Here is a 25,737-nt window from a genome sequence, read left to right as displayed (position 1 = left end):
ATCTTTGCAAAGCTTTCTTTGCATAAATGCAAGTGTCCTATCCGCAGCTCAATCCTCAGGCAGGGTGAAGACCGCGCAAGGGTCGGCGATGCCACGCAAGCTGTGCTCTCCGAGCGGCATCAGTGCCGTCGCCGTATTCGCCGCAACCGCGCCCGAGATCAGCACGCTTCGGCCGAGCGGCTTACACAGCCCTTCCAGCCGGCTGACCAGATTGACGGCGGGGCCGATGGCGGTAAAGTCCAGCCGGTCGGCAGCACCAATATTGCCCCACAGGATCTCGCCGAAATGCAATGCTGCGCCGAAGGGCAGCGGCGCCAGCCCCTGCGCATGGCGCACCTGATCGAGATGGGCCATGCCGGCGCGGCTGGCGGCGACCGCGCGCAGTGCTGCCTCGCAGGCCTCGCAATCCCCTCGGGCGGCGTCGCCCTCGCTCGACGTGGCCGTGACCGGAAAGATCGCCAGCACGCCGTCGCCGATGAACTTCAGCACCTCGCCCCCGAAGGCATGCACGGCGCCTGCGACACGGTCGAACCAGGCGTCTAGTGCAGTGATCATCACGTGAGGCTCTGTCACCTCGGAGAGCGCGGTGAAGTCGCGCAGATCGGCGCAGAGAAGGGCTGCGCGGATGGTCTCGCCGGTGCCGCGGGCAAGGGCGCCGGCCTGCACCCGGGCGGCGCTGCGCCGGCCGAGATAGGCTTCAAGCAGCGCGGCCTTCGCCTCCCGCGCCGCCAATGCGGCGAGCGGCGCTCCAGCAAAACGCGCGACCTCGCGCAGCAGGCCAGCCTCAGCCGGGCCGAATGCACCGGCCCCTGCCCCATTGGCGATACCCGCCCAGCCGAGCACCCGTCTGTCAGATATCTGATTGTCCTGTGCAAGCCCGATCCTGTCCTCCCATACCGGTCCCAGCCCGGCCAGCCACTCGCGCCCGGCCTCACTCTGCGGAGCCGCGGCGAAGGCCAACGCCTCGATGACAGCACCGGTCTCGGCCCGCCACAGCCAGGTGCGCCGCGCGATGATCGGATGCGGCACCGAAAGTGTCAGCGCGCCGCCGGAAATCGGCAGGCCATCAGCCAGCAGCCGGCGCCCGAGTTCGGCCAGAAACCGTTCGGGACCGGGCGAGGCGCCGGCCTCGTCAACCAGCCAGGCAAGGGGGGACGGCAGATCCATGGCTTAACATCGCACGCTCGCCGGGGCGGCCGCAAGGACATCCCCGGTGTGACCGCTTGCGGTCATCCCCGGGTTCGAAAAAGGACGTCCGCTCCCCTGTCGAATACCATTCGCCACGGTGGAAAACAAAAAATAAACACTTTAAACTTGCGCGACTTTGATTCCATTATAGGGCCGTTCGTCATCGTGTGATTGAGGGGTACGATGGGCACGATATTCTGGCCGAAAGATCCGCTGGATGGGAATGACATGACGCTGCTGACGTCGATCCTTCGGCGATGGTGCGAAAGGTATCAGGTCGAGCTGACGGCGGAGGAGAGCAGCCGCAAGGCGAAAGAACTCGTCGAATGGTTCGAATTCGGCGTCAAGGATCCCATCGAGCTCGAGGAATTGATCGACGACAAGCACTGGCTCGTCGGCAGCATCTGACCCTCTCGGGCAAATCGGGAGAACGCTGGCTGTCAGCGTCGGTGAAGCTGTTCATTAGAAAAGGCCGGGCGAAAATCGCTCCGGCCTTCATCCATTACATCTAAGCGAGACCCTTAGTCGTCATCCCGCCAACGCCGGTCGCGATCCCAGCGCCTCTCATGGCGCCAGCGCGGGCCATCCCAATCCCGGTGACGCCGCTCCCAGCCCCAGCGGGGCGGACCACCGTAGAAAGCTACCGGCGGCGGGCGTCTCCAGTTTCGCCGGCATTCGCCCCAGCGCGTCAGATGCCAGCCGCGACCGCAGGCGTAGTCGACCTTTGTGACATTGCTCTGGACATTAATTGTCCCCATCGGCATCGCCTCAGCTGTGCCGATCGAGAGGCCGCCAACGAGCAAGGCGGCCGCGATAGAAAGCGCTTTCATCGAGAACTCCATTTTCAATCCAGCCGTCCCCACTTTATGGCCGCTAAATTGAACTGGAGATGAACTGCGCGTTCATGTTTGGCGCTGGAGCATGATGCCGAAAAGTGTGAGCGGTTTTCGGACGACCTCATGCCCCAACTCTTTGCTTTAGAACAGAATTCAGACTTTTGGCCGATCCAGCCTATAATCATCCTGTTCTGGCAGCGGGCGATGTTGAAGGCGGAAAGCTGGGCTACGTCCTGCCGTAAAAAGGGTCAGGACCTGGATCACGCCCGGCGGCGACTTCGGTCAGCCGCCCGAGGTAATGGGCCCAGCCTTCCGCATGGCCGGCGCATTGATCAGCACTGGGCAGACCGCTATGGGTGAGCCGCAACAGCGTTCCGCCTCCCTGCTCGATCAGGTCGATCTCGACCAGGCTCGACCCCGGCGGCACCACCTCGCTGCCGTCCCAGCCGAAGCTGTAGGCAAGGCGATGAACCGGCACCACTTCACGAAACGAGCCGCGCGCAAAGCGGGCGCCGGTGACGTTGACGAGATAGAGCCCGCCGGGCTGCGGCTCGACCTGCGCTTCCGTTCCCATCCAGCGCAGGATCTTCTCCGGATCGGTCATCAGCGCAAACACCGCGGCCGGCGGCGCCGCGATATGCGCCTCGCGGTGAACGACGAAAGATTCTGGCATCACTCTCTCCCATGGTTGTCACGGCCCCGCCCAGGCGGAGACAGCGCGTCCTGTCTTGTCGTGGTATTTCTGACCTAGATGTCCTCACAGAGAGCATGTAGGCGCATGCCCCTCCGCCGCAAGAGGGATTGCCCGTCGCCATCGACGAACGAGCGAAATCGCCACTTGGAGAGCCCTGATCCAGCTCCGGCCGCGAAAGTATTTCGACCTATTGCCAGCCCGCCGCCTTCCCCCTATTGTTCGTGCCGTTCTCAGGGCGGGGTGAAAGTCCCTACCGGCGGTATGCAATTTTGATTGCGAGCCCGCGAGCGCCTTCTCAGGAAGGGTCAGCAGATCAGGTGAGATGCCTGAGCCGACGGTCATAGTCCGGATGAAAGAGAACGTGCGTTCCTGCCGCCCTTGCGGCCGTCGGGAACGTTCGTGATCGCCTTGGGTGATGTGTCTGTTCGCCAAAGGAGATTACCGTGACACCCACCCGCTACGCCTTCGTCAAAGCCAGCTGGCACGCCGACATCGTCGACCGCGCCCTTGATGGCTTCTACCAGCTCGTTCCGCCCGAGCAGGTCGACGTGTTCGATGTTCCCGGCGCATTCGAGATGCCGCTGCTTTCCCGCGATCTTGCGGCAACCGGGCGTTACGGCGCCGTCATTGCCGCCGCCTTCGTCGTCGACGGCGGAATCTACCGCCACGAATTTGTCGCCCAGGCCGTCGTCGATGGGCTGATGCGCGCCGGCATGGATACGGGCGTGCCGGTCCTGTCGGTGTCGTTGACGCCGCACCAGTATCAGGAAACCGAGCATCACAAGCAGATCTACCGCGCGCACTTCGTCGAGAAAGGCCGTGAAGCGGCAAAGGCAGCTCTGACGATCGGCAAAACCCGCGCCGCTCTTGCCGCGTAGTCAGCGGTTCGACGAACAGAAGACGGCGGGAACAGTCCCGCCGCTTCGATACAACTCCGCTACACGGCCAAATCAGACAGAATAATTGATTCGACGGCCTCACCGCACTGTGGTCCACTGGCCACTGACATGTATCGCCATTCTTAACGCATCCAAAACCCCAAGGAGCTGAAGATGAGCAATGCAATGCGCAGTGAAACCCCCATTGAGACCCCGAGAACACAGCCCGTCGACACCAAGCTCGAGGTGGTCGTGATCCCCGTTTCCGACGTCGATCGCGCCAAACGCTTTTACGACGGCCTGGGCTGGCGGCTCGACGCCGACTTCGCCAATGATGCCGATTTCCGTGTAATCCAGTTTACCCCGCCCGGCTCCGGCTGCGCGATCATCTTCGGCAAGAACGTCACCGCCGCGGCCCCCGGTTCCGCCCAGGGGCTCTACCTGATCGTCTCCGACATCGAGGCCGCTCGCCGCGATCTCATCGCCCGCAGCATCGAGGTCAGCGAAGTGTTCCATGACGCTGCCGGCGTCTATGCCGGCAAGGACGAACCCTATCTGTTCGGCCGCCTGCGGATCGCCGGCCGCGATCCCGATCATCGCAGCTATCGCTCCTTCGCCTCATTCAAGGATCCCGACGGCAACGGCTGGCTGTTCCAGGAAGTCACCACGCGGCTGCCGGGGCGCATCGACGCCGACGAGACGAAATTCACGACGTCGACCGAGCTTGCGTCAGCACTCCGCCGTGCGGCAACTGCCCATGGTGAACACGAGAAGCGAAACGGCGGCAAGCACGACGAAGGCTGGCCGGACTGGTACGCCGAATACATGGTCAGCGAACAGGCCGGCAAGCAGCTGCCCTTATAGGCAAAGGCGGCAACATCCTCTGAGAAGCAAGGGCATTTCGGTATGGCGCGCGCCATACCGAAATGTTTTATCGTGTCTATGCCTCACCAAATTCACTGATCTCCTTGCCGACGTCAGGTCGAGGATCGCGATCCGCCAGAAGCTGTCATTGAGATGCGGAAGAGATCTGCGACGTTATCCAATCGGAAAATGCGAGTATGGCTGCCGTTGGCGGCCTTGATTGAAGTCGAGTCAGCCAATAACTGCCCAATGATATGGTCGTGGGAAAAGGTTGTAATATAGCCCCTGATGACAGATGCCTGGAAAACATCGACGGCGGCGCCAGAGCAATTCCCAATCCTTGCATGGCCGCCTCCATCATGGCGAGGGAAGAGTCAAAAACGATCCCTGCGTTGACCTGTGCCGCAGGCGGAACATCAGCTGCCGCGAACCAGGTACTCCACTCGTCCGCCCTATAGCTCCGCAAAAGCGTCGCTTCGGCAAGATCTGCGGGCGAGCTTAAACGGTCTGCCAGTCTGGGGGTGCACAGAGGCGAAAGCGGAGCGTCGAACAGACGCAGTGCTTCTGTGCCGTGCCAGGAGCCGCTGCCGAAGCGAATGGCAAAATGCAGCCCCTCAGCGGCCATATCGACGCGATTATTGTTTGTCGAAATGCGCACGTCAATGAATGGATGCTGCTGTTGAAAATCCGGAAGCCTTGGCAATAACCAGCCGACAGCAAAGGTTCCAACCACGCCCAAAAACAGCAATTCCCGAACTTGCCCGGCTTCAATCCTGTCCAGCGTGATTGCCATTTGATCGAAGGAATTGGTCAACGTCGGCAAAAGAGCTTCACCTTCCGCGGTGATTTTCAAACCCTTTGGGAGGCGCTGGAAAAGCGCAACGCCCAATCGCTTCTCCAGGCTTTTGACCTGCTGGCTTACGGCGGCCTGAGTAACGCAAAGTTCGATTGCGGCGCGGGTGAAGCTGAGATGTCTCGCCGAAGCTTCGAAGGCTCTCAAGCCATTCAAAGGGAGGAATTGCCGAACCATCTTAGCCCTAGATTTTCTTGTATCTCCTCCGAGATATCATCGTTTGCTGCCGCAAAACAGTGCCATTAAATGCCGTCCTCATGCGCCTTTGCGCTGATTGAGCTGCGTCTGGAGGATGAAAAAATGAAGCTTTATTGGATAGGAATTCTATCAGCCGCCCTGGTCGCGACATGCATTTCCTCAAATGGCTTTGCGGCTGACGAGATGAAACTGCAAGCCATCTCGGACAACGCGATCAAACCGATCATGGATAAATACGGCATCCCGGGCATGGCAGTTGCCATTACCGTTGACGGAGAGGACCACATCTACAACTACGGCGTCGTGTCGAAGGACACCAACAAGCCCGTCACTGCGGCCACCATGTTCGAACTCGGGTCAATCAGCAAAACGTTTACAGTGACCCTCACATCCTACGCTGAGGTGACCGGCCGACTTTCGCTGTCGGACAAGGCAAGCAAATATCTTCCATCGATGAAGGGAAGCCCCTTCGGCGATGTCGCGCTGATGAATTTGGGCACGCACACGGCTGGCGGATTTCCGCTGCAAATTCCTGATGACGTCAAAACCGAAAAACAACTAATGGACTATTTTGAAGCCTGGCGTCCTTCATACGAGGCTGGAACCCATCGAACTTACGCCAATCCAAGCATCGGGATGCTTGGCTATATAACGGCGAAAAGCATGCAGCGGGATTTCGCGGCGCTTATGCAGGACGAATTCTTTCCCTCTCTCGGGTTGAAGAGCACATATATCAATGTGCCGAAATCGCGGGTGGCGGACTATGCCCAAGGCTACAAGCGAAGCGGTGAACCGGCTAGAATGACACCCGCCATTCTTTCGTCCGAAGCCTATGGAGTGAAATCCACAGCAAGCGACATGATCCGGTTCATCGACGCGAACATGGGCCTCGTCGACCTGGACGAAAAGCTCCGGCAGGCGATCACGAATACGCATAGGGAATACTTCGATGTCGGCGCAATGACCCAAGACCTTATTTGGGAGCAGTATTCTTATCCCGCGAAGCTGACGACGTTGATGGAAAACAATTCCAGCGCGATGCTGAAAAGCATTCCCGTCAAGCAACTGAAGCCCGCAATGGAACCGCGCGACGATGTATGGATCAATAAGACCGGCTCAACGAATGGTTTCGGCGCCTATGTCGCGTTCATCCCGAAAGAGCGAGTTGGCATCGTCATCTTGGCCAATAAAAACTATCCCAACGAGGATCGAGTCTCTGCCGCTTACCAAATACTGACGGATATAACTTCGGCGCGCTGACCCGGTAGAGCATGATGCCGAAAAGTGTGCGCGGTTTTCGGACGACATCATGCTCTAACTATGTAATTCAGGACAGGATTGAGATTTCAGGCCGACCGGCCTAAAATCATCCTGTTCTGGCATCAGCGGTCGAAGATGTCCCGCCACTGCTTCTCACCGATCAGGCAGTCAGTGCCCGCCTCAGCGCCAGCGATCTTCTGCACCGTCGCCGGCCGGGAAAGGTCGCTGATCTCCAGCACCAGCTTGCGGCGCACGGCAACGGCGAAATCCTCGATCTTGCGGACCGGCAGCACGAAGGCGCCGGGGCCGCCGATCACGCAATCCGCATAATATTTGTCGAGCCCGTTCGGCGCATCGGAGGGCCGCAGCATGATGGCCAGGCCGTTGATGATCATGCCTGCTTCCACCGCCTTGTCGCGGGCGGGGGTGACGGGATCGCCTGAGTTGTTCGGCCCGTCGCCGGAGACATCGATCACCTGTCGCCTGGACTGAAAGGGACTGGAAACGATCATGCTGGCGCCCTGGGCGATCGCGGTGGAGATCGATGTGCGCCGTTGCGTGGCAATCGGTCGGGCTTCGAGCTTGTCGGCAAACGCGATCGCATCCTCTTCCGTCTCGATCACCTGCCAATCGATCACGGAATCCTGGACGACATAGCCTGCCCATTCGAAATAGCCGATGGCAATGCGGCCGGTCAGCCCGCCCTTCACCGCGTCGATGAATTCCTTGTGCTTGAGCGCCTCGACATAACCCTCGCGCTGGATGCCGATCTCCTCGAAATCCATCGACCGCGAGGTGTCGACGGCGAGCACCAGCGTCACGTCGACCTCGCTCCCCCCCGCCTGCGCGGCCGGGGTAATGCCTGTAAGCCCCATAAGCACCGCAAGTGTCGTCAGCATTGGTAGTCCAATCCCTGCGCCATCCAAGCCAGCAAACTCTAACACAGCTTGGCCGACGCAGGACGCTCGCCCACGCGCACGGCTTCAATTTTCGGTGATGGATCGGAAGGCCTTCAATGCAAGGGAAGCCACAAGGGGTTCTTCCATGCCTTCAGCGCATCGAGAAAGACCTGCAACCGGGAAGGCAGGAAGCGGCGGGTGGGATAGACGGCGTGCACGAAAATTTCCTCGGACGACCAGTCCGGCAGCAGGCGGATGAGTTCGCCACTTCTGATCTGTTCGTCGCAATAGGTCGAAGGCAGCAGGCCGATGCCGTGTCCGCGATAGGTGAAGGCGCTCACCGCATCGAAATCCCGGCTCGATACCGGCCCCGACACATGCAGGCGAACCGATTTGCGCCCGTTCACGAGATCCCATTCCGCTTCGCCGTTGCGGCCGTTCAAGAGAATGCACTGATGGTCCTTCAGGTCTTCGGGCTTCAAGGGAAGCACCCTGCCCTTCAGATAGTCGGGCGCAGCGACCAGATAGCGCACGCTCTTCCCGAGCCGCTGCGTGACGATGGTCGAATCCTTGAGTTCGCCGAAACGGATGCCGAGGTCGATGTTCTCCGCGATCAGATCGAGGAACAGGTTGGTGACGAAGAGATCGACCTGGATCTTCGGATATGCCTTCAGGAAGGCCGAGACGAATTCGTAAAAGACCTCCTGTCCGAAGATGACCGGCACGGAGATCTTCAGCAAACCCTCCGGTTTTCTCTGTGTCTCGGTGAGTACCTGCTCGGCGTCGAGGAGATGGGCGAGCGGTTCGCTGCACCTGTTGTAATAGGCCCGGCCCTGCGCGGTCAGGTTCAACTTGCGGGTCGTCCGCTGCAGCAGCGTCACGCCGAGCTGCTCCTCCAGCGACGTCACCTTCCGGCTGACCGTCGATACCGGCATGCCGAGGGAATGGGCAGCACGGCTGAAGGTGCCGTACTGCGCCACCTTCACGAAGACTGCGATATCGTTCAGATCAGCCATCGCGATATTTTTGCATGGATGCAAAAGAGAATCCAGATATTTCCATCTAATCGGGTAATGGAGTTTTCGCCATATTCACCTTGCGAAAACAAGACAACCCGATGGAGGCGCATTCGCAGCAGCCCCATCTCGAGCGACCCGGCCTTCGCAAATGCAAGGCCCGCGTTGCCCGAACCAGTTTATGGAGATCAGCATGACTACGAAAAAAACAGTCATCGTCACGGGCGCCTCGCAGGGTATCGGAGCCGGCCTCGTTAACGCCTTCATCGAGCGCGGCTATAATGTGGTCGCCACCTCGCGCCAGGTCAGCACTTCGAACGCTTTCCAAGCCTCCGACAAGCTGGCGCTCGTCGACGGTGACATTGGCGATGCCGAAACCGCAGCGCTGGTGGCAAGGACCGCAATCGACCGGTTCGGCTCGATCGACGGCCTCGTCAACAATGCCGGCATTTTCCTGGCCAAGCCGTTCGTCGATTTCACCATGGACGACTTCAAAAAATTGTCCTCGACCAATCTCGAGGGCTTCATCCACCTGACCCAACTGGTCGTCAGGCAGATGCTCACGCAGAAAACGGGCGGCAGCGTCGTCAGCATCACCACGCCATTGACCGATCATCCGATCGCCGGTTTCTCCGCTTCGGTGTCGATGATGACAAAGGGCGGTATCAACGCCGTCTCCAAGAACCTGGCGATGGAATATGCAAACCAAGGAATTCGCTTCAATATTGTAGCTCCCGGTGTGGTGGACACGCCGCTGCACAAGGACAATCCGAAGGATTTCCTGAAGACGTTGTCGCCGATGGCAGGCATATCGAACGTCGAGGAGATCGCCGACGCAGTCGTCTTCCTCACCGAAGCGCCGCGCGTAACCGGGGAGGTGCTGCACGTCGACGGCGGCGCACATCTGGGCAGATGGTAGACCATGCGAAAACGCAGGTAGCCCGCGCGGAACGGCGGCTGCAGAAACTCGGCATCACGCTTCCCCCGCCGCCGACACCCTTTGGGGCCTATGTCGAAGCGATAAGGACCGGTAACCTGGTCTTCTTCAGCGGGATGCTGCCGGTCGTCGGCCATGAGCCGCGCTATATCGGCCGCGTCGGCGGTGCTCTGACGGCCGAAGACGGCAAGAAGGCGGCCGAAACGGCAACGCTCAGCGCGCTCGCCGCCGCCAGGGACTATCTCGGTTCACTGGACAGGGTCGTTAGGGTCGTCAAGCTGGGCGTCTATATCGCGACCGAAGGCGATTTCCGCGACCATCCGAAGGTTGCGGACGGAGCATCCGAAATGCTGCTTGCGGTCTTCGGCGAGGAAAAACTCTCAGGCCGTGTCGTGCTCGGCGTCGCCAGCCTGCCCCTCGGCCTGCCGATCGAACTTGAACTCATCCTCGAAGTCGAGGATTGAAAGTAGCCGGGCACGTTTCTGCGTGCCCGGCGAAAGCATGCCTCGCCCTTCGAGGCCCCTCCGGGCCACCTCAGGGCGAGGCTCTCTTGAGCCATGTTGCGCTCACACCGCCACCAACAGCAGCACGTAAGCGATCACACTCACCATCAGCCCGCGGAACGCGAAGGTAACGCAACGATATTTGCTGCGGGCGATGGCGGAGAGGATGTTGGCGTTTTCGAGATACTGGTCGAAGAGATAGCGTTCGTCGCGCCTCAGTGCCGCCTCGAAGAACAGGTCGCGGTGGTTCTGCCAGGCGCCCCAGAACAGCGAGGTCGAGCTGTCCAAACGGCGCGGCAACACGACGAGGATCGCCGAAAGGATGGAAAAGACCGAGGCTGCAGCAAGCAGGCCCGAGAACAGCATGCTCCCTGGCGCCCCGCTCGCGTAGCGTGCCGGGCTGAAGACTGCCCTCACCTCGCTCGAACTCACCAGGAAGGCTAGCATGAAAGTAAAGATATAGGCCGCCTTCTGGTCAGATATCTTGACTTGGTCGTAGAATATGTCGTTGATTTTCTTGATATGGTCGAAATACTCGGAACTGATATCACCGCTCGACGGCGCGCTCAGCATAAGATCAGTTGCATTTTCGAAATCGCTCACCTGAATACTCCACCTACAAAGTGTTTCCCTCATATTACACTGCACGGCGAATTCAAGAACACGTGTGCAATGCGCTTGACTTTTCTTCTCTACATGGACAAAGGGGATGTGGGAGTTGGGGTTGGGTCATGCTGGGTCGCTGGAAAAACATCTGTCGCGCCGGGGTGGCGCTTGCGCTCGTCTTGCCAGGCTTTTCGCCGCCGGCGGCGGCCGACCCCGTTCAGCGCGCAACACCGGTTGCCGGATCCGTCATTGCCCGCAAGACCGGCGAGGAGGTCCGCTTCATCGACGTGTCGAACTGGCGCGTCGTCGACATCAATCAGGATCTCTTGACCGGCGACGTGCTGCGCACCAATGCCAACGGTCAGCTCGCCATCGTCTTTTCCGATCACACCCAGGTCCGTCTCGGCCGCAATTCGTCGCTGCAAGTCAAGAAGATGGCCGCGAGTGGCGACACGACGCTGGAGCTGCAATCGGGAACGATCTGGGCGCGCGCCGAGCGCGGCGGCCAGGGCCTGACGGTGGAAACGCCGGCGGCCGCAGCCGCCATCCGCGGCACCGACTGGACGATGACCGTCGAGGGCGCCAAGACCTCGATGATCGTGCTCGAAGGCCGCGTCGCGCTCACCAACCCGCAGGGCAGCGTCGAGGTGAACGAGGGGGAAGGAGCGGTCGCCACGATCGGCCAGGCGCCGCGCAAGCTCGTCATCGTCACACCCGACGATCGCGAGCAGATGCTGTTCTACCTGAACCTGCGTGACGGCTTCGGCCTGATGCCGACCTCGCCGCTGCCGGCAGGCCGCATGGCCGACGAGCGCCGCCGGCTGCTGGCTTTGCCGCCGGAGCGTCGCACCACCGAGGACTGGCTGGAGCTTGCCGAAGTGCAGAGCGCCTTTGATGGCCGGCAGGTTGCAGCCGCCACGCTTCAGGAAGTTCGGGGCCGTAAGCTGACGACCGCCCAGAAGGCCCGCGTCGACCTGATCGATGCCACGATCGCCGGCTCCGAAAAACGCTACGACGAAGCCGCAAGGCTATTTGCGGCAGCACTGCCGCATCTCGACGCCAACCGCCGGAACATGGCGCAATATGGCGGCTATTTCGCCCGTTCGCTTGCCGATCCCGCCCATGTCGAAAAGCCGCCGTCATCAGCTGTCGGCCCCTATGGCGCGATCATGCAGGCCTACACCGCCGGCTTTCTGCAAAACCCGCGCGCCGCTGTCGATGTGATCAGGGACGCCGAGAAGCGTTTTCCCGACGATCCCACCCTGCCCGCGATCCGCGCCCAGCTGGCGCAGCTGATCGATGACCGCGCCCAGATGCAGGAGGCGGTGAACCGCGCCCTCTCGCTCGATCCGAACCATCCGATCGCCCTTGCCGCGCGCGCGTCTTACAAGGCGAGCTACGAAAGCGACATCGACGGCGCCCTGGCCGATCTGAACCGCGCCATCGAGCTTGCGCCCGGTGCATCAGGATCGTTGAACTCGATGGGCCTGCTGCAAAGCGCCCGCGACGCCAATGGCGAGGCCGAGGCGGCCTTCCTGAAGGCGATCGCGCTCGATCCGCAGGACCCGGTTCCCCACGGCAATCTTGCCATTCTCTATCTCGACCAGTCCAGGATGAAGGATGCCAAGCGCGAGATCGATGCGGCGCTCGCGGTCGATCCGTCCTACGACATCGCTCTCCTCGCCCGCGGCCGCTACTACCTGCAGACCGGCGAACGCGACAAGGCGCTGGCGGACCTGTTGGCCGCCAGCACCGCCAATCCGGCCCATTCGCAGTCACAGTTGATGCTCGCCGCCGCCCATTACGAAAAGGGTGACCGCATCCCCTCCGCACAGGCGGTCGACAATGCTGACAGGCTCGACAAGAACGATCCCGTCATCTCCTCCTTCCGCACCGCCGTCGACATCGACGACTACGACGCCGACGGCGCGATCCGCAACGCCCAGGAATTTCTCCGCCGCTCCAGGGCGCGCGGCGGCGACTACAGCGCGCTCGGCGCCAACCAGGATGCCGGCTCGACGCTGAACAACGCCTTCCGCCTACAGGGCCTGGACGCGTGGGGCCGTTATTATGGCGATGCCGTCTTCAGTCCCTTCGAAGGCAGCGGCTATACCGACCAGTCGATCAAGGGCAGCATCTTCCCCTTCAATAATGCGACCGATTTCGGCGACGACAATATCAGCCAGTACCGCGTCAACACGTCGAGCTTTTCCTCGCTGTTCCAGGGATTGCTGCTCGATCCGCACATGCTGTCGGGCCGTTCGCGCTCGGCAACGCTTCTGCGCACCCCCTTCATCGAAGGTTCACTCGGCGGCGGCATCAACAGCGTCGACGGCCACACGAGGCGCATCGGCGAGGCCGAGATCCAGGGCTTCTCCAACGAGACCATCCCGCTCAGCTTCTACGGCAACCTGAACTGGGAGGAGATCGCCCGCGATGGCGACTATACGGATTTCGGCGGCTTCTCCACCGAGAACAAGATCCTGAGCGGCAACGGTTATCTCACAGCGACGATCACCCCTGATGATCGTGTCGTCGCTTATTTCAATGGCGCCAAACGCGATTTCGACCTCGATACCTTGAGCAGCAATTCCCAGCTGTCGACCATTTTGAACGATGGACTGTTCATTCCCTTGCTCGGCTTCCCTCTGGCACCCGACGAATTACCGCTTTATCAGACCCGACGCGACATCATCACGACGACCAATGCCGGCATCGGTTGGAGCCACACATTTGGCTACGAAAACGTGCTGAATGCAGCGCTGCTCTATTCCGGCACGCGAACGAAGACCACCGACGAACTGGCGTTCGATTGGGAGACGGTGCCGTTCCTTGGCGGTCCCGGCACCGATATCCGCCCCTTCGGGCAGATCACCCAGGACCAGAGCTCGAAGACCTATGTCGCCGCCCTCAACCACGATATCGGCGCGGGACCCCTGACTTTCCGCTACGGCATCGAGGGCGGCTGGATCGATGCCCACAACAGCAGCTTCCTGCACATCGAGGATATCGTTCCGGGCTTCCTCGACGGCACGACGCTTGGCCCCACGGAGGCCGACAACCGCGTCGATATCGCCCGCGCCTATGTCGACATTCTGCACGAGATCACGCCTGATCTGAAGGGGGAATATGCGCTGTTCGGCACGCGCATGTCTGGCGACGGCGTCGATGTCAGCCGGCTGGAGCCGCGCTTCGGCCTCGCCTGGTCACCCGTCCAGAACCATTGGCTGCGTGCCGCCTTCATGCGTCAGAGCGTCGATACCGGCGTTCCCACTCTCGCCCCGATCGGCATCCTCGGCCTGCAGCCGAACCAGTTCTCGGTCGGTATCGAAGGTTATAGCGATACGGTCGCGCTGCAATGGGATGCCGAGTGGACCGATCGTTTTTTCACCTCGGTCGAATACCAGCACCAGGAATTGCATGATTTCTCGATCGACTTTCCGCTGATCTCGCTTCCGGCGGCCGACAGCCTGCCGCTGTCGCGCGGCAGCGTCGACCGCGCCGCCGTGACTGCCAACGTCGCGCTCGGCTATGGTTTCGGCCTTTCCGCCACTTATGCCTACATGGAATCGGAGAACAAGGACCCGCTGGAGCCGAACTACGGCGGCTCGCTGCCGTTCATTCCCCGCAACTCTGGCCAGATCGCGCTGACCTGGGTCAATGAGGCCAAGGTCAAGGCGACTGTGGCGGCCAATTATGTCGGCGAGCGCGATGGTGACGACCTCGGCACGAAACTCGACGACTATTGGAGTCTCGATGCCCACCTGATCTGGGAACCCCTGGACAAACGCATCGCGCTGGAAGCGGCCGCCTATAACCTGCTCGATGAGGATTTCGAGCTCACGCCCGGCGTGCCCGGCTGGGGCCGCGCCTTCAAGGGCACGCTCAAAGTCCGCTTCTGATGCCGGTGCGAGGCAAGCCTCGGCCGGCCGGCGGGCAAGCTGAAAGCCGTCATCTCAGGCTGCTGGTGCTGGCGCTCGCCACCCTCGTCACCATCTCGCTGCTGTCGCGCCTGCCGGCATGGTCGTTGCTGGAACTCAGAAGCTTCGACTATCTCTCGACCGTCGACGATCCACGCCCACCGCAAGGCGGGCCTGTCATCGTCGCGATCGACGAACCTTCGCTTGCCGATATCAATGCGCAATGGCCCTGGCCGCGCAGCCTGCATGCCGAACTCATCAGGCAGTTACGCGCGGCCGGCGCCCGTGTCATCGGCCTCGACATCATCATGGCCGAACCCTCGAACCCCGACAACGACGATGCGATCACCAAGGCCGTCGGCCCCGATGTCGTGCTCGCCGGCGACGAAACACTAATCGAGACGCCACAGGCTTCGCAGCTGATCCGCGCGACGCCGCTGCCGCAACTGACCGAAGCGGGTGCTGTGACCGGCATTGCCTCGATCGATCTCAGCGGCGACGGCACGTTCCGGCGTATTCCCGGCTATAAGGACGGCTTCGCCGCTATGCTGGCAAAGGCGTCCGGAGGTCCGGCCGAGGTGTTGTCGGCCGGCCGACTCATCCAATCCTTCGGCCCGGCCCGCAGCTATCCCACCGTCTCCTACTACCAGGCGCTAGACCCTGAGAACCTGCTGCCACCGGATTATTTCAAGGGCCGCGTGGTGCTGGTCGGCCTCAGCCTGCAGAATGCGCCTGCCATCGACAAGGGTGGCGTCGATGCCTTTGCCACGCCCTATACCGTTCACACCGGCAAGCTGGTCTCCGGTGTCGAGATCCAGGCGACGATCTACGACAATATCCGTCGTGGCCTGTCGATCGCGGAAGCCCGCCTGCCACTGGTCGCCGCCTGCATCCTGATCACCGTGCTGCTTGCCGCCGCCACCGTCTGGCGCTCGACGGGATGGTTGACGATCGTCGCCAGCGCCGCGGCAGTGCTTGCCTTCGCAGCGGCGAGTTTTGCGGGTATCCGCTTTGCCCATGTCTTCGTCTCGCCACTCGGGCCAGTCGTTGCCTATGTCTCGGTCGCCTTCGGCCAGGCCGCCTTCGATTATGCCGAGGAGCGCCGCAACAAGCGGCAGATCATCCGCGCCTTCGCCCAATATATCTCGCCCGATCTGGTCCGGCGCCTGTCGAACGATCCCTCGCAGTTGAAGCTTGGCGGCGAGCGGCGCACGCTGTCGGTGCTGTTTTCGGATGTGCGTGGGTTCACAACCATTGCCGAGACGCTGAAGGACGATCCGGAGCAACTGACCGGCCTGATCAACCGGCTGCTGACGCCGCTTTCCGACGTCGTGATGGATCATGGCGGCACGATCGACAAATATATGGGCGACTGCATCATGGCCTTCTGGAACGCCCCGCTCGACGATCCCGACCATGCGCTCCACGCGGTCACCGCCTCGCTCGCCATGCAGGCGGCGATATCGAGCCTGAACCGTGAGCTGGAACGGGAGGCGGCGGCGCGCGGCGGCAAGCCGCACGTGCTGAAGATGGGCGTCGGCATCAACACCGGCGAATGCATCGTCGGCAACATGGGCTCGACCCGCCGCTTCGACTATTCCTGCCTCGGCGACAGCGTCAACCTCGCCTCCCGCCTCGAAGGCGCCTCGAAGAATTATGGCGTAGCACTGCTGCTCGGCGAGGAGACCGCAAGGCTGGTCGCCGGCACCCACACCGTCGTCGAGCTCGATCGCATCATCGTCAAAGGCCGCACTGTCCCCTCGCCCGTCTATACCGTCGTGCACAAGGCCGAGGCCGAAGCCCTTGCCGCCCATCGGGCCTTCACGCAAGCGAAATACGCCGGCACCCTTGCGCCATCCGACTCCGCCTTCGACAGGCTGGCCGCCGATATCCCCGAGCTTGCCCCCTATTACGCGATCGTCCGCGATGCGCTGGCTGAATCCGGCGAGGAATGACCGGCGGCGACGTCTCGTCACGCCTGATAATTGCGCACGGATGTTCGTTCATAAGCCGCTCGTTTTGCCAAAGGCGTACATGTTGGTTGGCGCGCCATGCAGCATCACCTCCCGCTCGAAGTTGAAGCCACACTTCTCAAGAATACGTCTTGAAGCGGCATTGGCGGTACGAACCAATCCGATCACCCGCTCCCCATGCAGATCATCAAAGGCAAACACCAGGGCTTCCCTGACCAATTCCGTGGCATATCCCTGCCCCCAGCTTTCGGGTTGCAGATGATAGGAAAGATTGAGGCCGTCGAATTCCTTGGAAAGGGTTACGCCGCCGAAACCGATCAGCGCACCGTTCGCCTCGACGGCCCAGCGCCCAAACCCGTGATCTTTCCAATGCCCGATGTCGCGCGCAAGCCGCGCTGCACTTTCCTCGCGCGAGTCCGGCCGTGGTACCGGTCGGTGCGCGACCAATTCCGGCTGCGAAAAAAGTCGGGTCAGGAAATCGATATCCCCTTCCACGGGAATTCTGAGACGCAATCTGGCGGTACGCCTTACCGCCGACGGCAAGGCACCCTTGAATTCATACTCAAGCATCTTCCATCCAATTTTCAAAACGCGGCAATGTGACCGATACCAAACTATTCCAGGCGGCGCGCTTCCAGCGGCGCGTTCTGCCTGAATCCCTCGAAATAGCGGCCACCATGCACGGCAAGCTCTCGGTCGGCCAAAGCCAGGAATCGAGCGCCGTCACCCGCTGCCGCCAGCCCGAATGCCATGTCGAATTCGGCCGCCAATTGCGCGTCGAGCTCTCTCATCAGACGCGGCGCCCACTTTCCCCGGCCAGCCCACGCGCCACGCCCGAGGAGGATCAGGTCGGCGAGCTTCTGATAGAGCAGCGCGGCGATGGCGGCGATCTCTTCGGGCGGGCGCGTTCCGCGCAGGTCGTCGGCCAGATCGGTGACCTGATAGCGCAGCAAGTCGTAATCTACCCCGGCAAGAGGTTTCGGCCCCGCCGCAAGCATCCTTGCCGCCTTTGCCTGGATGACGCGCGCGCTGTCGATATCCGATCCCATTATACAGCCCGTCGCGACCATGTTGGCCATGATCGGATAGCCGCTGTCGGCATCCTGATGGAGATAATGCGCCAGCGTCTGCGGATCATGGACGAAGGCCTCGACCGGGAAAGCGTCCTCAGTGAACGATTCCCGCCAGGCTCTTTCGAGAGACGGGAACACGACGACCAGATCGATATCCGAAAAGGCGGTCCCTTCGCCGCGCATGAGGGAGCCGGCTACATAAGTGAAAGCAGCCCCGGCAAAGCGGCTGGCGACACAGTTGCGGGCAGCGGCCAGCGCCCGCTCCGCAAGAATATGCTTCTGGATATCGTCCACGATCTCGTCCTCGAATGCGGACACGGGCGGGAACAAAAAACCCGCTCGTCTCCGGCGGGTTGGTCTTAGCAGCGATGAACGGAATTCAGTTCACGCGTCTACCACCCACCGCGGCGCGGTGGTCGTAGACGTCGTCGAAATTGCAAAAATCCTGCTCATGGCTAAGGTTAACCCGCCACCGTGAGAGCGTCAATGCACCGAAGCCGGACGCCAAGGACGGCTTTCCCGGCGCGATGTTTTCCGTCTAAGATGGCGCAGACTCGTAAACAGGAAGAACCCGCCAATGTCCGATCCCATCACCGTTATCCCGCTTCCGCAACCGGTGCTGCTGCCGGTCGAGGGCAGCGCCGAGCGTTTTCCGGTGCGCCGCGTCTATTGCGTTGGGCGTAACTATGCCGACCATGCGCTCGAGATGGGCCATGATCCCAGCCGCGAGCCGCCCTTCTTCTTCCAGAAGAATGCCGACAACCTGCTGCCGGCGGGCAAGGCCTTTCCCTATCCGCCGCTGTCGAACGACGTGCATTACGAGGTCGAGTGCGTGCTGGCGCTGAAATCGGGTGGCGCGAACATCGAGGCCGCCGACGCGCTCGACTGCATCTACGGCTATGCCGTCGGCATCGATTTCACCCGCCGCGACCTACAGGGCGAGGCAAAGAAGCTCGGCCGTCCCTGGGAAGTCGGCAAGGCCTTCGAACATTCCGCCCCCGTCTCGTCGATCATTCCGGCAAGCCGCCTCGGCCACCCCGCTGAAGGCAAGATCTGGCTGGAACAGAACGGCAAGCGCGTGCAGGACGGCGATCTCAACCAGATGATCTGGAAGGTGCCGGAGATCATCGCAGAACTGTCGAAGCTCTTCACCCTCGCACCAGGCGATATCATCATGACCGGCACGCCCGCCGGCGTCGGCGCGGTGGCCAGGGGCGATCGCATCAACTGCGGCATCGACGGCGTCGCCACCCTATCGGTCGAGGTCGTCTGAGGAGAAAGCGATGCCCGTCTACGCACTTGGCGGATCGACGCCGAAACTGCCCGCCGCCGGCCTCTATTGGATCGCACCGGACGCCAATATCATCGGCCAGATCGAGCTCGGCGAGAATGTCGGTATCTGGTTCGGCGCCGTGCTGCGCGGTGACAACGAGCCGATTACCGTCGGCGAAGGCACCAACATCCAGGAAGGCGTGATGGCCCATACCGACATGGGCTTCCCGTTGACGATAGGCAAAGACTGCACCATCGGCCATCACGCCATCCTCCACGGCTGCACCATCGGCGACAACACGCTGATCGGCATGGGTGCGACCATCCTGAACGGTGCGAAGATCGGCAACAACTGCCTTGTCGGCGCCAATGCGCTGGTGACCGAAGGCAAGGAATTCCCCGACAATTCCCTGATCGTCGGAACACCTGCCCGCGCGGTGCGCGTGCTCGACGAGGCGGCAATCGAAGCCATCCGCCGCTCGGCAAAAAACTACGTCGCAAACTGGCAACGCTTCGCGCGCGATCTCAGGCAGATCGGTTGATAGGATAACGCGAGGCTGGTGGTCAGGCGCCCTTTGCGCCCGCCAAGGCGTTCACCACACGCCCGGAATCCAGCGCCAACGCACACGCGCCATATAGTCCGCATAGCCTTCGAGGCCCTTGCGCAGTTCGGCTTCCTCGCCGAGCGTACGGCCGAAGAGGACGATAACGAGCAGGCCGGCGGGGATCAGCGCGTAGAGCGATCCAAGCGACAGTGCCATGCCGATGCTGAGCACGATAGCGGTTGCGTATCCGGGATGGCGGATGGCGGCGTAGGGTCCGGTGTCGATTACCTTGTGGTTGCGGTCGGTCTGGATGCGCACCGTCGGCTCGAAATGCCGGTTGACGGATTGCGCCCAGGTTAGGCCGAGATAACCTGATGTCATCAGGAGATAGCCGATGAGGACGATCCAACCGGGCTGCGGCGCCCAATGGAAACGCCCATCGTCGAACGCGCCGACCGGAAGAATGGCGGCAAAGAGAATGATTGTCAGCGTCGCCACCACCGCGTCCCAGGGCCTGGTGCCTTTCTGATATCGGCTGCGCGCCGCAAACAGCTCCGGATTTGTCCGCCAGATCCAGACGATCGCGACACATGTCAGTGCAAGGAAGAGGCCCAGAAAGATCCAGCCACGCGGCCAGTCGAGCGTACCGGCCGGCCAGAATAGCGCGGCAAACATCACGGCAATGGTGATGGCGAGCGAGCCGAGCGATGGCGCCGTCGCTGCGAACGAGTGATTGGGCCGAGTGTCTTGCTCTGTCATGACCGCTCTCCGTTCAACCGGGAACGAGCTGTTTGCATCCCAACGGCTGCCGCCCGAGTCTAACACTACCGCACCGGATTGAGGAGACGGAACGCTCCCTAATGGCAGCGTAGCAACGAAAGCTGCCTTGATCGCAGCGACGCCTTTGCATCCAGGATTCGAGATGTTGGAGAAATTCTGCCGTTGCCGCAATAACGGCTCAGGGCGGATTCGGTAAAGAGCCGCCTACTCGGCAGCTTCCAGAAACTGGCTGTTTCGTGATGAAGAGGCAAGAGCCTGAACTCTGGCTTCGGCCTTGGCGATCAGCTGATAAAATTCGTCCTGCGCTTCGACATCCAGTTGAATAACGGCATTGACGTCGTCGGGCGTATCGCAAACGCAGGCGACCGCCGAAATGGGACAGATGCCGCCGGGATAACGCTTGCCGGTGCCCGTGTAGGCGCGGCGGCCCCAACGCTCGGAATAGACCGTCTCTTCCCGCTCGAGCTGCAGGATCGTTCCCTTGCAGGCGGTCACGATAGCCGCCTTGCCGTAAGCGAACCAATGATAGTTCAGCCTCCGGAGAATATATTTGCCGGTGATATCCTCGCCAGCCAGTTCGGCAGGGTTTTCAATCATTCTAATCATGACGGCTTCCTCAACGTTTAAACAATATCCGTCATGTTTTCGCGCGCAGCAAGTCAAAAAACGCTGCTTTTGGAGACACTTAGTCACAAAGTGTTTCCGATTCTTACATTAACCACGCGCCGAGCATCCCCTTGTGCACACAATTCTTCGTCGAATTTCCCGCGACCTGCTACCGATTTCGTCATTGTCCGAGGTGGCAGTCACGTCAATGTCCCCTTGTGTTTTTCGGCGCGGGCTCGATATGTCTCCCTGATTGGTCCCAAGACCGCGCCGTTTTTCATCCCACGAAACAGCCGGCTGTTTCGCCAGTTGGTCACCGCAGGAGAGTTTCATGGTCGACGCGATCAACCCCATCTCCGCCACCGCCCCGTCCGAACCCACCAAGGTCGGCACCAGCACCTCGATCGGCTCCGAACCCGACAATGCCTGGGTCGCCGCCCGCCAGTCGCAGATCACCGCCGATCAACTGGCAGCGAAGAGGGCCGTGGAGAAGGAAGCCGCAAGCGATCTCATCCCGCACACGGATCTGATCGTCGAAAACGAGGCGCATCCGCAAAAGCGGCACGGGCATGCGGCATTGGAAGAAGGGGAAGAGGCTGGCGAACAGGCGGAAGAGCCGGTCTTGTCAGGCGAAAGCGACCGGATCGGCACTCGCAATTTCGACGACGACACGCCCTTCGGTGAACGCGTCGCCATCATCTGATCAAAACGCAGACCGGAAATCGTCCGCGCGATCAATTCGAGCCCGCGAGCTGGGACTCGATCGCCGCCTTGTCGATGACCGACCAGACCTCGACGATCTTGCCGTCACGAAATTCGTAGATGACGTTCTCGCTGAAGGCAACGCGCCTGCCGTTCACATCGAGGCCGAGGAATTTTGCCTTCGGCCTGCAATCGAAGCCGAGCCGGCAGGCTATGTATGGCGGATCGCCAAGGAGCATCAGCACCTTGAAATAAAGATCGGGAATCTCATCGAAGTCTCGCTCGAGCATAGCGACGTAACCCGACAGCCCGAGCCGCCGGCCATTATGAACCGCATCGTCGCCGACGAACTGCCCGAGATTGGTCCAGTCCTGACTGTTCAGGCAGGCGATGTAGCCGCGGTATATCTCCGCGAGTTCGGTTTTCGTCACCCGATCGTCCCTGGCTTGCGCTCTGCGGCAAAGATAGCGCCAGGATCTGCACTTGCCAGCGGCGAGCGCACCGCCTTGAGACTTTCAGTTCAAGAGAACTCACCTGCGCGGGGACCAGCAAGCGTCACGCGCCAGCCCGTTCGCGATTGGAAATCCTGAGTGGCCAGAAACGTATAGCCCGTCGTGCGCCAGAGCCTCACGGCACTGGTCAGATTGTCGAGCACATAATCGCCGCCGTCCGTCCGGGCAATCAGAACGACATGGCACGATTGACCTTTTGAAGAAGCGCTGTTCCTGCCTGATCATTCAGCTGTTGCGCCGCCATCCTGCCGCACGTCACCGTGACGGGGACCCGATCAACCTGCCAACCGCACGGCTCACCGATTAGCCCTCATCCTGAGGTACGGAAGCCGAAAGCTGAAGCCTCGAAGGACGGGGGCGGATAGTTGCGGGACCTGAACCGATCACGCCGCGCAAGCCTCACATAGACCGCGGATCTCGATCGTCGTTTTCTCGGGCTTGAACTTCTGCCCGCGCACCCAGCTCATCAACCTGTGGTCGACCTCATGGTCGTGGAACTCCGTCACCTGGCCGCAGCTTTCGCAGATGGCGAAGGCGACGATGCCGTGGCTGTGGCAGTCGTCGCCCGGATGGGCGCAGGCGACGAAGGAGTTGATGCTTTCGAGCCGGTGCACGACGCCGTATTCAAGCAGCTTCTCCAGTGCACGGTAGACCTGCAGGGGCGCGCGAAAACCGTGGTCGCGCAGCTTGTCGAGGATGGTGTAGGCGCTGAGCGGCCCTTCGGCCTTTTCGAGCACGTCGAAGACCAGCGACTGGTTCTTGGTCAATTGCGGTGTCGTCATGAGCCTTGTCCTTGCGTGACCGCGCGGTGGCGCCTGACGGGAAGCAGGCTGAGCATGAAGAGGATCAGCGCCGCGACCACGATCGAGGGCCCCGAGGGCGTGTCGTAGGTAAGCGAGCCGAACAGCCCGCCGACGACGGCGACCGCCCCGATCAGCGAAGCGAGCACCGCCATGATCTCCGGCGTCGGCGAGAAGCGCCGGGCCGCAGCCGCCGGAATGATCAGCAGCGAGGTGATCAGCATGATCCCGACGATCTTCATGGCAATGGCGATGACGACGGCCATCAGCAGCATGAAGAACAGCCGCGCCCGCTCTGGCTTCAGCCCCTCGGCCTCGGCGAGCTCGGCATTGACGGTCGCAGCCAAGAGTGGCCGCCAGAGCCAGACCATTGCCACGAGCACGAAGAGCCCGCCTCCCCAGATCAGCGCAATGTCGGTCGTGGAAACAGCAAGAATATCGCCGAACAGGAAGGCGATGAGATCGATCCGCACCCAGCTCATGAAGGCGACCATGACGAGGCCGATCGCCAGCGTGGCATGCGAGAGGATGCCGAGCAGAGCATCGGCCGACAGCGCCTGGCGCTTCTGCAGGAAGAGCAGCAGCACCGACACGAGGGCGGCGACGGCAAAGACAGCCAGTGTCAGATTGAGTTCGAAGAGCAGCGACAGTGCGACGCCGAGCAGCGCCGAATGGGCGATCGTATCGCCGAAATAGGCCATGCGCCGCCAGATGACGAAGCAGCCGAGCGGCCCCGTCGTCAGCGCCAGGCCGACGCCGGCAAGGATGGCACGCACGAAGAAATCATCAAGCATGGCGCTCTCCCGCTGCATGCGCGTGCGGATGGGCATGGTCGGTATGATCGTGACCATGTTCATGACCCTCATGCCCATGCCCGTGCGCGTGATGGCCATCATCGGGATGGCAATGATCGGTCACCGTGCCGTCGGCATGTTGCACGCGGCCGTCCGGCAGGTGCGTATGATCGTGGTGATGGCTATAGACGGCAAGTGTTTGCGCCGCCCGGCTGCCGAACAGCTGCACATATTCCGGGCTGCGGCTGACGGCTTCGGGCGTGCCGCGGCAGCAGACATGGCCGTTGAGGCAGATGACCGTGTCGGTCTCGGCCATGACGACGTGGAGATCGTGCGAGATCAGCAGGATGCCGCAGCCAGTCGCATTGCGGATCGATTTGATGAGGTCGTAGAGCGCGATCTCGCCGGAAAAGTCGACCCCCTGCACTGGCTCGTCGAGCACCAGCAGATCGGGCTTGCGGGCAATCGCCCGGGCCATCAGCGCCCGCTGGAACTCCCCGCCGGAGAGGTGCTGGACCTCGGCATCGAGCATATGGGCGATGCCGGCGGATTCGAGCGCAGAGAGCATGTCGCGCTCCGGCAGCGGTCCTGTCAGCGTCATCAGCCGGCGCACCGAAAGCGGCAGCGTCCAGTCGATCGACAGCTTCTGCGGGACATAGCCGACCTTGAGGCCGGCCTTGCGCTCCACCCTGCCCTCATCCGCCTTCAACACGCCGATCGCCGCCTTGGCACTGGTCGACTTGCCCGAGCCATTCGGCCCGATAAGCGTGACGATTTCGCCCCGCGAGACGGAAAAATCGACGCCGCGCACCAGCCACCGGCCATTGCGCAGGATGCCGACATTTTCAAGCGAAACCAGCGGTTCGGCCCTGATACCAGCGGCGGTCTTTGCGGGAGAGAGCATCAAATTTTCCGAAAGTGCTGTTGCGTCCTGCTATTGCACACGTTATTGCATAACGCAATTGATGTAATAACATAACAATTGCAATTCAAGCGGAGCATGTTGATGAAACGCGCCTTGGGGCCTGCCCTTAAAATTTTGGCCCTCAGAATGCCCACCCTCGCAATCCCGGCCCTGGCGATCCCCGTCCTGCTCTTCGGCAGCACTATGCGCGCAGCCGATGCGCCTGTCGTCGTCACCTCGATCAAACCGATCCATTCGCTGGTTTCGGCGATCATGCAGGGTGTCGGCGAACCGAAGCTGATCGTCGATGGCGCCGCTTCCCCGCATACCTACAATCTCAAGCCGTCCAACGCCCGCGCCCTGCAGGATGCCAGGGTGATTTTCTGGGTCGGTCCCGGCCTCGAGGCCTTTCTCGAAAAGCCGCTGCAGGCGCTGGGTCGGGATGCCAGCATCGCCGAACTCGACAATGCCCCCGGCCTCGTCAAGCTGCCCTTCCGCGAAGGCGGCGCCTTCGAGCCGCATGATGACGCCCCGGAGCACGAACACGATCACGCCGAGGCTGACCACGACCACGACGCCTTCGACACACATCTCTGGCTCGACCCGATGAATGCAAAGGCAATGGCGGCGATGATCACCACGACACTGGTTGCCGCCGATCCCGCCAATGCACTGACCTATCAAGGCAACGCCAAAGCGCTAAACGACAGGCTGGATGCGCTCGATGCCGAGATCAAGGGTATCGTCGCTCCCGTCAAGGGCAAGCCCTTCATCGTCTTCCATGACGCCTACCAGTATTTCGAGCACCGGTATGGCATCCGCGTCGCCGGCTCGATCACCGTCAGCCCCGAAACCATTCCCGGTGCCGAGCGTGTTTCGGAAATCCGCCACAAGGTCGGTGAACTCGGCGCCACCTGCGTCTTTGCCGAGCCGCAGTTCGAGCCGCGCCTCGTCAATGTGGTCATCGAAGGCACGCGCGCCAAGTCAGGCGTGCTCGATCCCGAAGCGGCAACACTGAAGGCCGGCCCCGATCTTTACTTCACCCTCATGCGCGGCATCGCCGACAGCATGAAGGACTGCCTCTCCAGCACATGACTCTCATGCGCGCTCCGCGCGTCCTGCCG

27 protein-coding genes, 1 pseudogene and 1 riboswitch are annotated in these 25,737 nt (G+C 61.5%); of the genes and pseudogenes, 12 read left to right on the top strand and 16 right to left on the bottom strand.

Going from position 1 to position 25,737, the window contains the following annotated elements; all coding sequences use genetic code 11:
* Window positions 1-48: 48 nt before the first annotated feature.
* Entirely contained in the window at window positions 49-1,167 is a 1,119-nt protein-coding gene (locus BS629_RS18715) for an adenylate/guanylate cyclase domain-containing protein (protein ID WP_077988339.1), read from the bottom strand.
* Window positions 1,168-1,371: 204 nt separating this feature from the next.
* Here BS629_RS18715 and BS629_RS18710 point away from each other — a divergent pair, with 204 nt between their 5' ends.
* Complete coding sequence (locus tag BS629_RS18710) at window positions 1,372-1,596, top strand: hypothetical protein (RefSeq protein WP_018242716.1); 225 nt, start codon at window positions 1,372-1,374, stop codon at window positions 1,594-1,596.
* 113 nt (window positions 1,597-1,709) lie between these two features.
* Here the strand turns inward: BS629_RS18710 and BS629_RS18705 are convergent, their stop codons facing one another.
* Window positions 1,710-2,018, bottom strand: a complete 309-nt coding sequence (locus BS629_RS18705; protein WP_018517469.1) for a GCG_CRPN prefix-to-repeats domain-containing protein — start codon at window positions 2,016-2,018, stop codon at window positions 1,710-1,712.
* A 232-nt stretch (window positions 2,019-2,250) separates the two neighbouring features.
* Window positions 2,251-2,697, bottom strand: a complete 447-nt coding sequence (locus tag BS629_RS18700; protein WP_018242718.1) for an SRPBCC family protein — start codon at window positions 2,695-2,697, stop codon at window positions 2,251-2,253.
* 243 nt (window positions 2,698-2,940) lie between these two features.
* A riboswitch (FMN riboswitch) is annotated at window positions 2,941-3,083 on the top strand.
* A 78-nt stretch (window positions 3,084-3,161) separates the two neighbouring features.
* Here BS629_RS18700 and BS629_RS18695 point away from each other — a divergent pair.
* Both BS629_RS18695 and BS629_RS18690 read left to right on the top strand, forming a co-directional pair.
* Entirely contained in the window at window positions 3,162-3,596 is a 435-nt protein-coding gene (locus BS629_RS18695; RefSeq protein WP_018242719.1) for a 6,7-dimethyl-8-ribityllumazine synthase, read from the top strand.
* Between the two features lie 174 nt (window positions 3,597-3,770).
* Entirely contained in the window at window positions 3,771-4,460 is a 690-nt protein-coding gene (locus tag BS629_RS18690) for a VOC family protein (RefSeq protein ID WP_018242720.1), read from the top strand.
* A gap of 145 nt (window positions 4,461-4,605) precedes the next feature.
* On the opposite strand, the gene BS629_RS18685 is transcribed toward BS629_RS18690, so the two are convergent.
* The gene (locus BS629_RS18685) at window positions 4,606-5,490 is read right to left on the bottom strand and encodes a LysR family transcriptional regulator (RefSeq protein ID WP_077988338.1); all 885 of its coding nucleotides are present in this window, start codon (window positions 5,488-5,490) and stop codon (window positions 4,606-4,608) included.
* 123 nt (window positions 5,491-5,613) lie between these two features.
* On the opposite strand from BS629_RS18685, the gene ampC reads away from it, so the two are divergent.
* Window positions 5,614-6,771, top strand: coding sequence for a class C beta-lactamase (gene ampC / locus BS629_RS18680; protein ID WP_026188456.1), 1,158 nt, complete (start codon window positions 5,614-5,616; stop codon window positions 6,769-6,771).
* A gap of 122 nt (window positions 6,772-6,893) precedes the next feature.
* On the opposite strand, the gene BS629_RS18675 is transcribed toward ampC, so the two are convergent.
* Together BS629_RS18675 and BS629_RS18670 are read right to left on the bottom strand one after the other, a co-directional pair.
* The gene (locus BS629_RS18675) at window positions 6,894-7,670 is read right to left on the bottom strand and encodes a DUF1194 domain-containing protein (RefSeq protein WP_018242723.1); all 777 of its coding nucleotides are present in this window, start codon (window positions 7,668-7,670) and stop codon (window positions 6,894-6,896) included.
* 113 nt (window positions 7,671-7,783) lie between these two features.
* Entirely contained in the window at window positions 7,784-8,686 is a 903-nt protein-coding gene (locus tag BS629_RS18670; protein ID WP_018517470.1) for a LysR family transcriptional regulator, read from the bottom strand.
* Window positions 8,687-8,879: 193 nt separating this feature from the next.
* Between BS629_RS18670 and BS629_RS18665 the strand changes: the two genes are divergently transcribed.
* Window positions 8,880-9,605, top strand: a complete 726-nt coding sequence (locus BS629_RS18665) for an SDR family NAD(P)-dependent oxidoreductase (RefSeq protein WP_018242725.1) — start codon at window positions 8,880-8,882, stop codon at window positions 9,603-9,605.
* Window positions 9,599-10,087 carry a RidA family protein gene (locus BS629_RS18660; protein WP_018242726.1) on the top strand — a complete coding sequence of 163 codons (489 nt, stop codon included), beginning with the start codon at window positions 9,599-9,601 and terminating at the stop codon, window positions 10,085-10,087. Before BS629_RS18665 ends, BS629_RS18660 begins: the two co-directional genes overlap by 7 nt.
* A gap of 102 nt (window positions 10,088-10,189) precedes the next feature.
* Here the strand turns inward: BS629_RS18660 and BS629_RS18655 are convergent, their stop codons facing one another.
* Window positions 10,190-10,729: a Pycsar system effector family protein gene (locus tag BS629_RS18655; RefSeq protein WP_018242727.1), complete on the bottom strand. Its 540-nt coding sequence runs from the start codon at window positions 10,727-10,729 to the stop codon at window positions 10,190-10,192.
* 128 nt (window positions 10,730-10,857) lie between these two features.
* Here BS629_RS18655 and BS629_RS18650 point away from each other — a divergent pair, with 128 nt between their 5' ends.
* Together BS629_RS18650 and BS629_RS18645 are read left to right on the top strand one after the other, a co-directional pair.
* The gene (locus BS629_RS18650; protein WP_018242728.1) at window positions 10,858-14,634 is read left to right on the top strand and encodes a FecR domain-containing protein; all 3,777 of its coding nucleotides are present in this window, start codon (window positions 10,858-10,860) and stop codon (window positions 14,632-14,634) included.
* Window positions 14,634-16,607, top strand: a complete 1,974-nt coding sequence (locus BS629_RS18645; protein WP_018242729.1) for a CHASE2 domain-containing protein — start codon at window positions 14,634-14,636, stop codon at window positions 16,605-16,607. The genes BS629_RS18650 and BS629_RS18645 overlap by 1 nt, the downstream gene beginning before the upstream one ends.
* Before the next feature lie 48 nt (window positions 16,608-16,655).
* On the opposite strand, the gene BS629_RS18640 is transcribed toward BS629_RS18645, so the two are convergent.
* Both BS629_RS18640 and BS629_RS18635 read right to left on the bottom strand, forming a co-directional pair.
* The gene (locus tag BS629_RS18640; protein WP_018242730.1) at window positions 16,656-17,195 is read right to left on the bottom strand and encodes a GNAT family N-acetyltransferase; all 540 of its coding nucleotides are present in this window, start codon (window positions 17,193-17,195) and stop codon (window positions 16,656-16,658) included.
* 44 nt (window positions 17,196-17,239) lie between these two features.
* Window positions 17,240-17,992, bottom strand: coding sequence for a nucleotidyltransferase domain-containing protein (locus tag BS629_RS18635; protein ID WP_026188457.1), 753 nt, complete (start codon window positions 17,990-17,992; stop codon window positions 17,240-17,242).
* A 283-nt stretch (window positions 17,993-18,275) separates the two neighbouring features.
* Between BS629_RS18635 and BS629_RS18630 the strand changes: the two genes are divergently transcribed.
* The gene (locus BS629_RS18630; RefSeq protein WP_077988337.1) at window positions 18,276-18,971 is read left to right on the top strand and encodes a fumarylacetoacetate hydrolase family protein; all 696 of its coding nucleotides are present in this window, start codon (window positions 18,276-18,278) and stop codon (window positions 18,969-18,971) included.
* 10 nt (window positions 18,972-18,981) lie between these two features.
* A complete protein-coding gene (locus tag BS629_RS18625) occupies window positions 18,982-19,512 on the top strand; it encodes a gamma carbonic anhydrase family protein (RefSeq protein WP_018242733.1) in 531 nt (176 codons plus the stop codon).
* Between the two features lie 51 nt (window positions 19,513-19,563).
* Here the strand turns inward: BS629_RS18625 and BS629_RS18620 are convergent, their stop codons facing one another.
* Both BS629_RS18620 and BS629_RS18615 read right to left on the bottom strand, forming a co-directional pair.
* Window positions 19,564-20,274 carry a methyltransferase family protein gene (locus BS629_RS18620; RefSeq protein WP_026188458.1) on the bottom strand — a complete coding sequence of 237 codons (711 nt, stop codon included), beginning with the start codon at window positions 20,272-20,274 and terminating at the stop codon, window positions 19,564-19,566.
* A gap of 225 nt (window positions 20,275-20,499) precedes the next feature.
* Window positions 20,500-20,901 (bottom strand): hypothetical protein, encoded by a 402-nt coding sequence (locus tag BS629_RS18615; RefSeq protein ID WP_032980478.1) that lies wholly within the window; start codon window positions 20,899-20,901, stop codon window positions 20,500-20,502.
* A 331-nt stretch (window positions 20,902-21,232) separates the two neighbouring features.
* Here BS629_RS18615 and BS629_RS18610 point away from each other — a divergent pair, with 331 nt between their 5' ends.
* The gene (locus BS629_RS18610) at window positions 21,233-21,604 is read left to right on the top strand and encodes a hypothetical protein (protein ID WP_026188459.1); all 372 of its coding nucleotides are present in this window, start codon (window positions 21,233-21,235) and stop codon (window positions 21,602-21,604) included.
* 31 nt (window positions 21,605-21,635) lie between these two features.
* On the opposite strand, the gene BS629_RS18605 is transcribed toward BS629_RS18610, so the two are convergent.
* The 5 genes and pseudogenes from BS629_RS18605 to BS629_RS18585 all read right to left on the bottom strand — a co-directional run bounded on the left by BS629_RS18605 (window position 21,636) and on the right by BS629_RS18585 (window position 24,613).
* The gene (locus tag BS629_RS18605; protein WP_018242737.1) at window positions 21,636-22,034 is read right to left on the bottom strand and encodes an ester cyclase; all 399 of its coding nucleotides are present in this window, start codon (window positions 22,032-22,034) and stop codon (window positions 21,636-21,638) included.
* An 89-nt stretch (window positions 22,035-22,123) separates the two neighbouring features.
* Window positions 22,124-22,297: pseudogene (locus BS629_RS18600) on the bottom strand (transglutaminase-like cysteine peptidase); the annotation flags it as partial.
* 201 nt (window positions 22,298-22,498) lie between these two features.
* Window positions 22,499-22,897 carry a Fur family transcriptional regulator gene (locus BS629_RS18595; RefSeq protein ID WP_018242738.1) on the bottom strand — a complete coding sequence of 133 codons (399 nt, stop codon included), beginning with the start codon at window positions 22,895-22,897 and terminating at the stop codon, window positions 22,499-22,501.
* Window positions 22,894-23,709 carry a zinc ABC transporter permease subunit ZnuB gene (gene znuB, locus BS629_RS18590; RefSeq protein ID WP_018242739.1) on the bottom strand — a complete coding sequence of 272 codons (816 nt, stop codon included), beginning with the start codon at window positions 23,707-23,709 and terminating at the stop codon, window positions 22,894-22,896. The genes BS629_RS18595 and znuB overlap by 4 nt, the downstream gene beginning before the upstream one ends.
* Window positions 23,702-24,613, bottom strand: coding sequence for an ATP-binding cassette domain-containing protein (locus BS629_RS18585; protein WP_018242740.1), 912 nt, complete (start codon window positions 24,611-24,613; stop codon window positions 23,702-23,704). The genes znuB and BS629_RS18585 overlap by 8 nt, the downstream gene beginning before the upstream one ends.
* Before the next feature lie 102 nt (window positions 24,614-24,715).
* On the opposite strand from BS629_RS18585, the gene BS629_RS18580 reads away from it, so the two are divergent.
* Window positions 24,716-25,708 (top strand): zinc ABC transporter substrate-binding protein, encoded by a 993-nt coding sequence (locus tag BS629_RS18580; protein WP_018517472.1) that lies wholly within the window; start codon window positions 24,716-24,718, stop codon window positions 25,706-25,708.
* Window positions 25,709-25,737: the final 29 nt, after the last annotated feature.

The sequence above is a fragment of the Rhizobium leguminosarum bv. viciae USDA 2370 genome, from assembly GCF_002008365.1.
GTDB classification, from domain to species: Bacteria; Pseudomonadota; Alphaproteobacteria; order Rhizobiales; family Rhizobiaceae; genus Rhizobium; species Rhizobium leguminosarum.
This window is presented reverse-complemented; position numbering and strand designations above follow the sequence as displayed.

Coding starts and splice junctions, on each gene's coding strand:
- ampC (WP_026188456.1), top strand. CDS start 5,614: ATGAAGCTTTATTGGATAGGAATTCTATCAGCCGCCCTGGTCGCGACA.
- BS629_RS18685 (WP_077988338.1), bottom strand. CDS start 5,490: ATGGTTCGGCAATTCCTCCCTTTGAATGGCTTGAGAGCCTTCGAAGCT.
- BS629_RS18645 (WP_018242729.1), top strand. CDS start 14,634: ATGCCGGTGCGAGGCAAGCCTCGGCCGGCCGGCGGGCAAGCTGAAAGC.
- BS629_RS18595 (WP_018242738.1), bottom strand. CDS start 22,897: ATGACGACACCGCAATTGACCAAGAACCAGTCGCTGGTCTTCGACGTG.
- znuB (WP_018242739.1), bottom strand. CDS start 23,709: ATGCTTGATGATTTCTTCGTGCGTGCCATCCTTGCCGGCGTCGGCCTG.
- BS629_RS18665 (WP_018242725.1), top strand. CDS start 8,880: ATGACTACGAAAAAAACAGTCATCGTCACGGGCGCCTCGCAGGGTATC.
- BS629_RS18610 (WP_026188459.1), top strand. CDS start 21,233: ATGGTCGACGCGATCAACCCCATCTCCGCCACCGCCCCGTCCGAACCC.
- BS629_RS18675 (WP_018242723.1), bottom strand. CDS start 7,670: ATGCTGACGACACTTGCGGTGCTTATGGGGCTTACAGGCATTACCCCG.
- BS629_RS18715 (WP_077988339.1), bottom strand. CDS start 1,167: ATGGATCTGCCGTCCCCCCTTGCCTGGCTGGTTGACGAGGCCGGCGCC.
- BS629_RS18700 (WP_018242718.1), bottom strand. CDS start 2,697: ATGCCAGAATCTTTCGTCGTTCACCGCGAGGCGCATATCGCGGCGCCG.
- BS629_RS18580 (WP_018517472.1), top strand. CDS start 24,716: ATGAAACGCGCCTTGGGGCCTGCCCTTAAAATTTTGGCCCTCAGAATG.
- BS629_RS18705 (WP_018517469.1), bottom strand. CDS start 2,018: ATGAAAGCGCTTTCTATCGCGGCCGCCTTGCTCGTTGGCGGCCTCTCG.
- BS629_RS18630 (WP_077988337.1), top strand. CDS start 18,276: ATGTCCGATCCCATCACCGTTATCCCGCTTCCGCAACCGGTGCTGCTG.
- BS629_RS18660 (WP_018242726.1), top strand. CDS start 9,599: ATGGTAGACCATGCGAAAACGCAGGTAGCCCGCGCGGAACGGCGGCTG.
- BS629_RS18615 (WP_032980478.1), bottom strand. CDS start 20,901: ATGATTAGAATGATTGAAAACCCTGCCGAACTGGCTGGCGAGGATATC.
- BS629_RS18585 (WP_018242740.1), bottom strand. CDS start 24,613: ATGCTCTCTCCCGCAAAGACCGCCGCTGGTATCAGGGCCGAACCGCTG.
- BS629_RS18670 (WP_018517470.1), bottom strand. CDS start 8,686: ATGGCTGATCTGAACGATATCGCAGTCTTCGTGAAGGTGGCGCAGTAC.
- BS629_RS18650 (WP_018242728.1), top strand. CDS start 10,858: ATGCTGGGTCGCTGGAAAAACATCTGTCGCGCCGGGGTGGCGCTTGCG.
- BS629_RS18690 (WP_018242720.1), top strand. CDS start 3,771: ATGAGCAATGCAATGCGCAGTGAAACCCCCATTGAGACCCCGAGAACA.
- BS629_RS18710 (WP_018242716.1), top strand. CDS start 1,372: ATGGGCACGATATTCTGGCCGAAAGATCCGCTGGATGGGAATGACATG.
- BS629_RS18620 (WP_026188458.1), bottom strand. CDS start 20,274: ATGACAGAGCAAGACACTCGGCCCAATCACTCGTTCGCAGCGACGGCG.
- BS629_RS18625 (WP_018242733.1), top strand. CDS start 18,982: ATGCCCGTCTACGCACTTGGCGGATCGACGCCGAAACTGCCCGCCGCC.
- BS629_RS18640 (WP_018242730.1), bottom strand. CDS start 17,195: ATGCTTGAGTATGAATTCAAGGGTGCCTTGCCGTCGGCGGTAAGGCGT.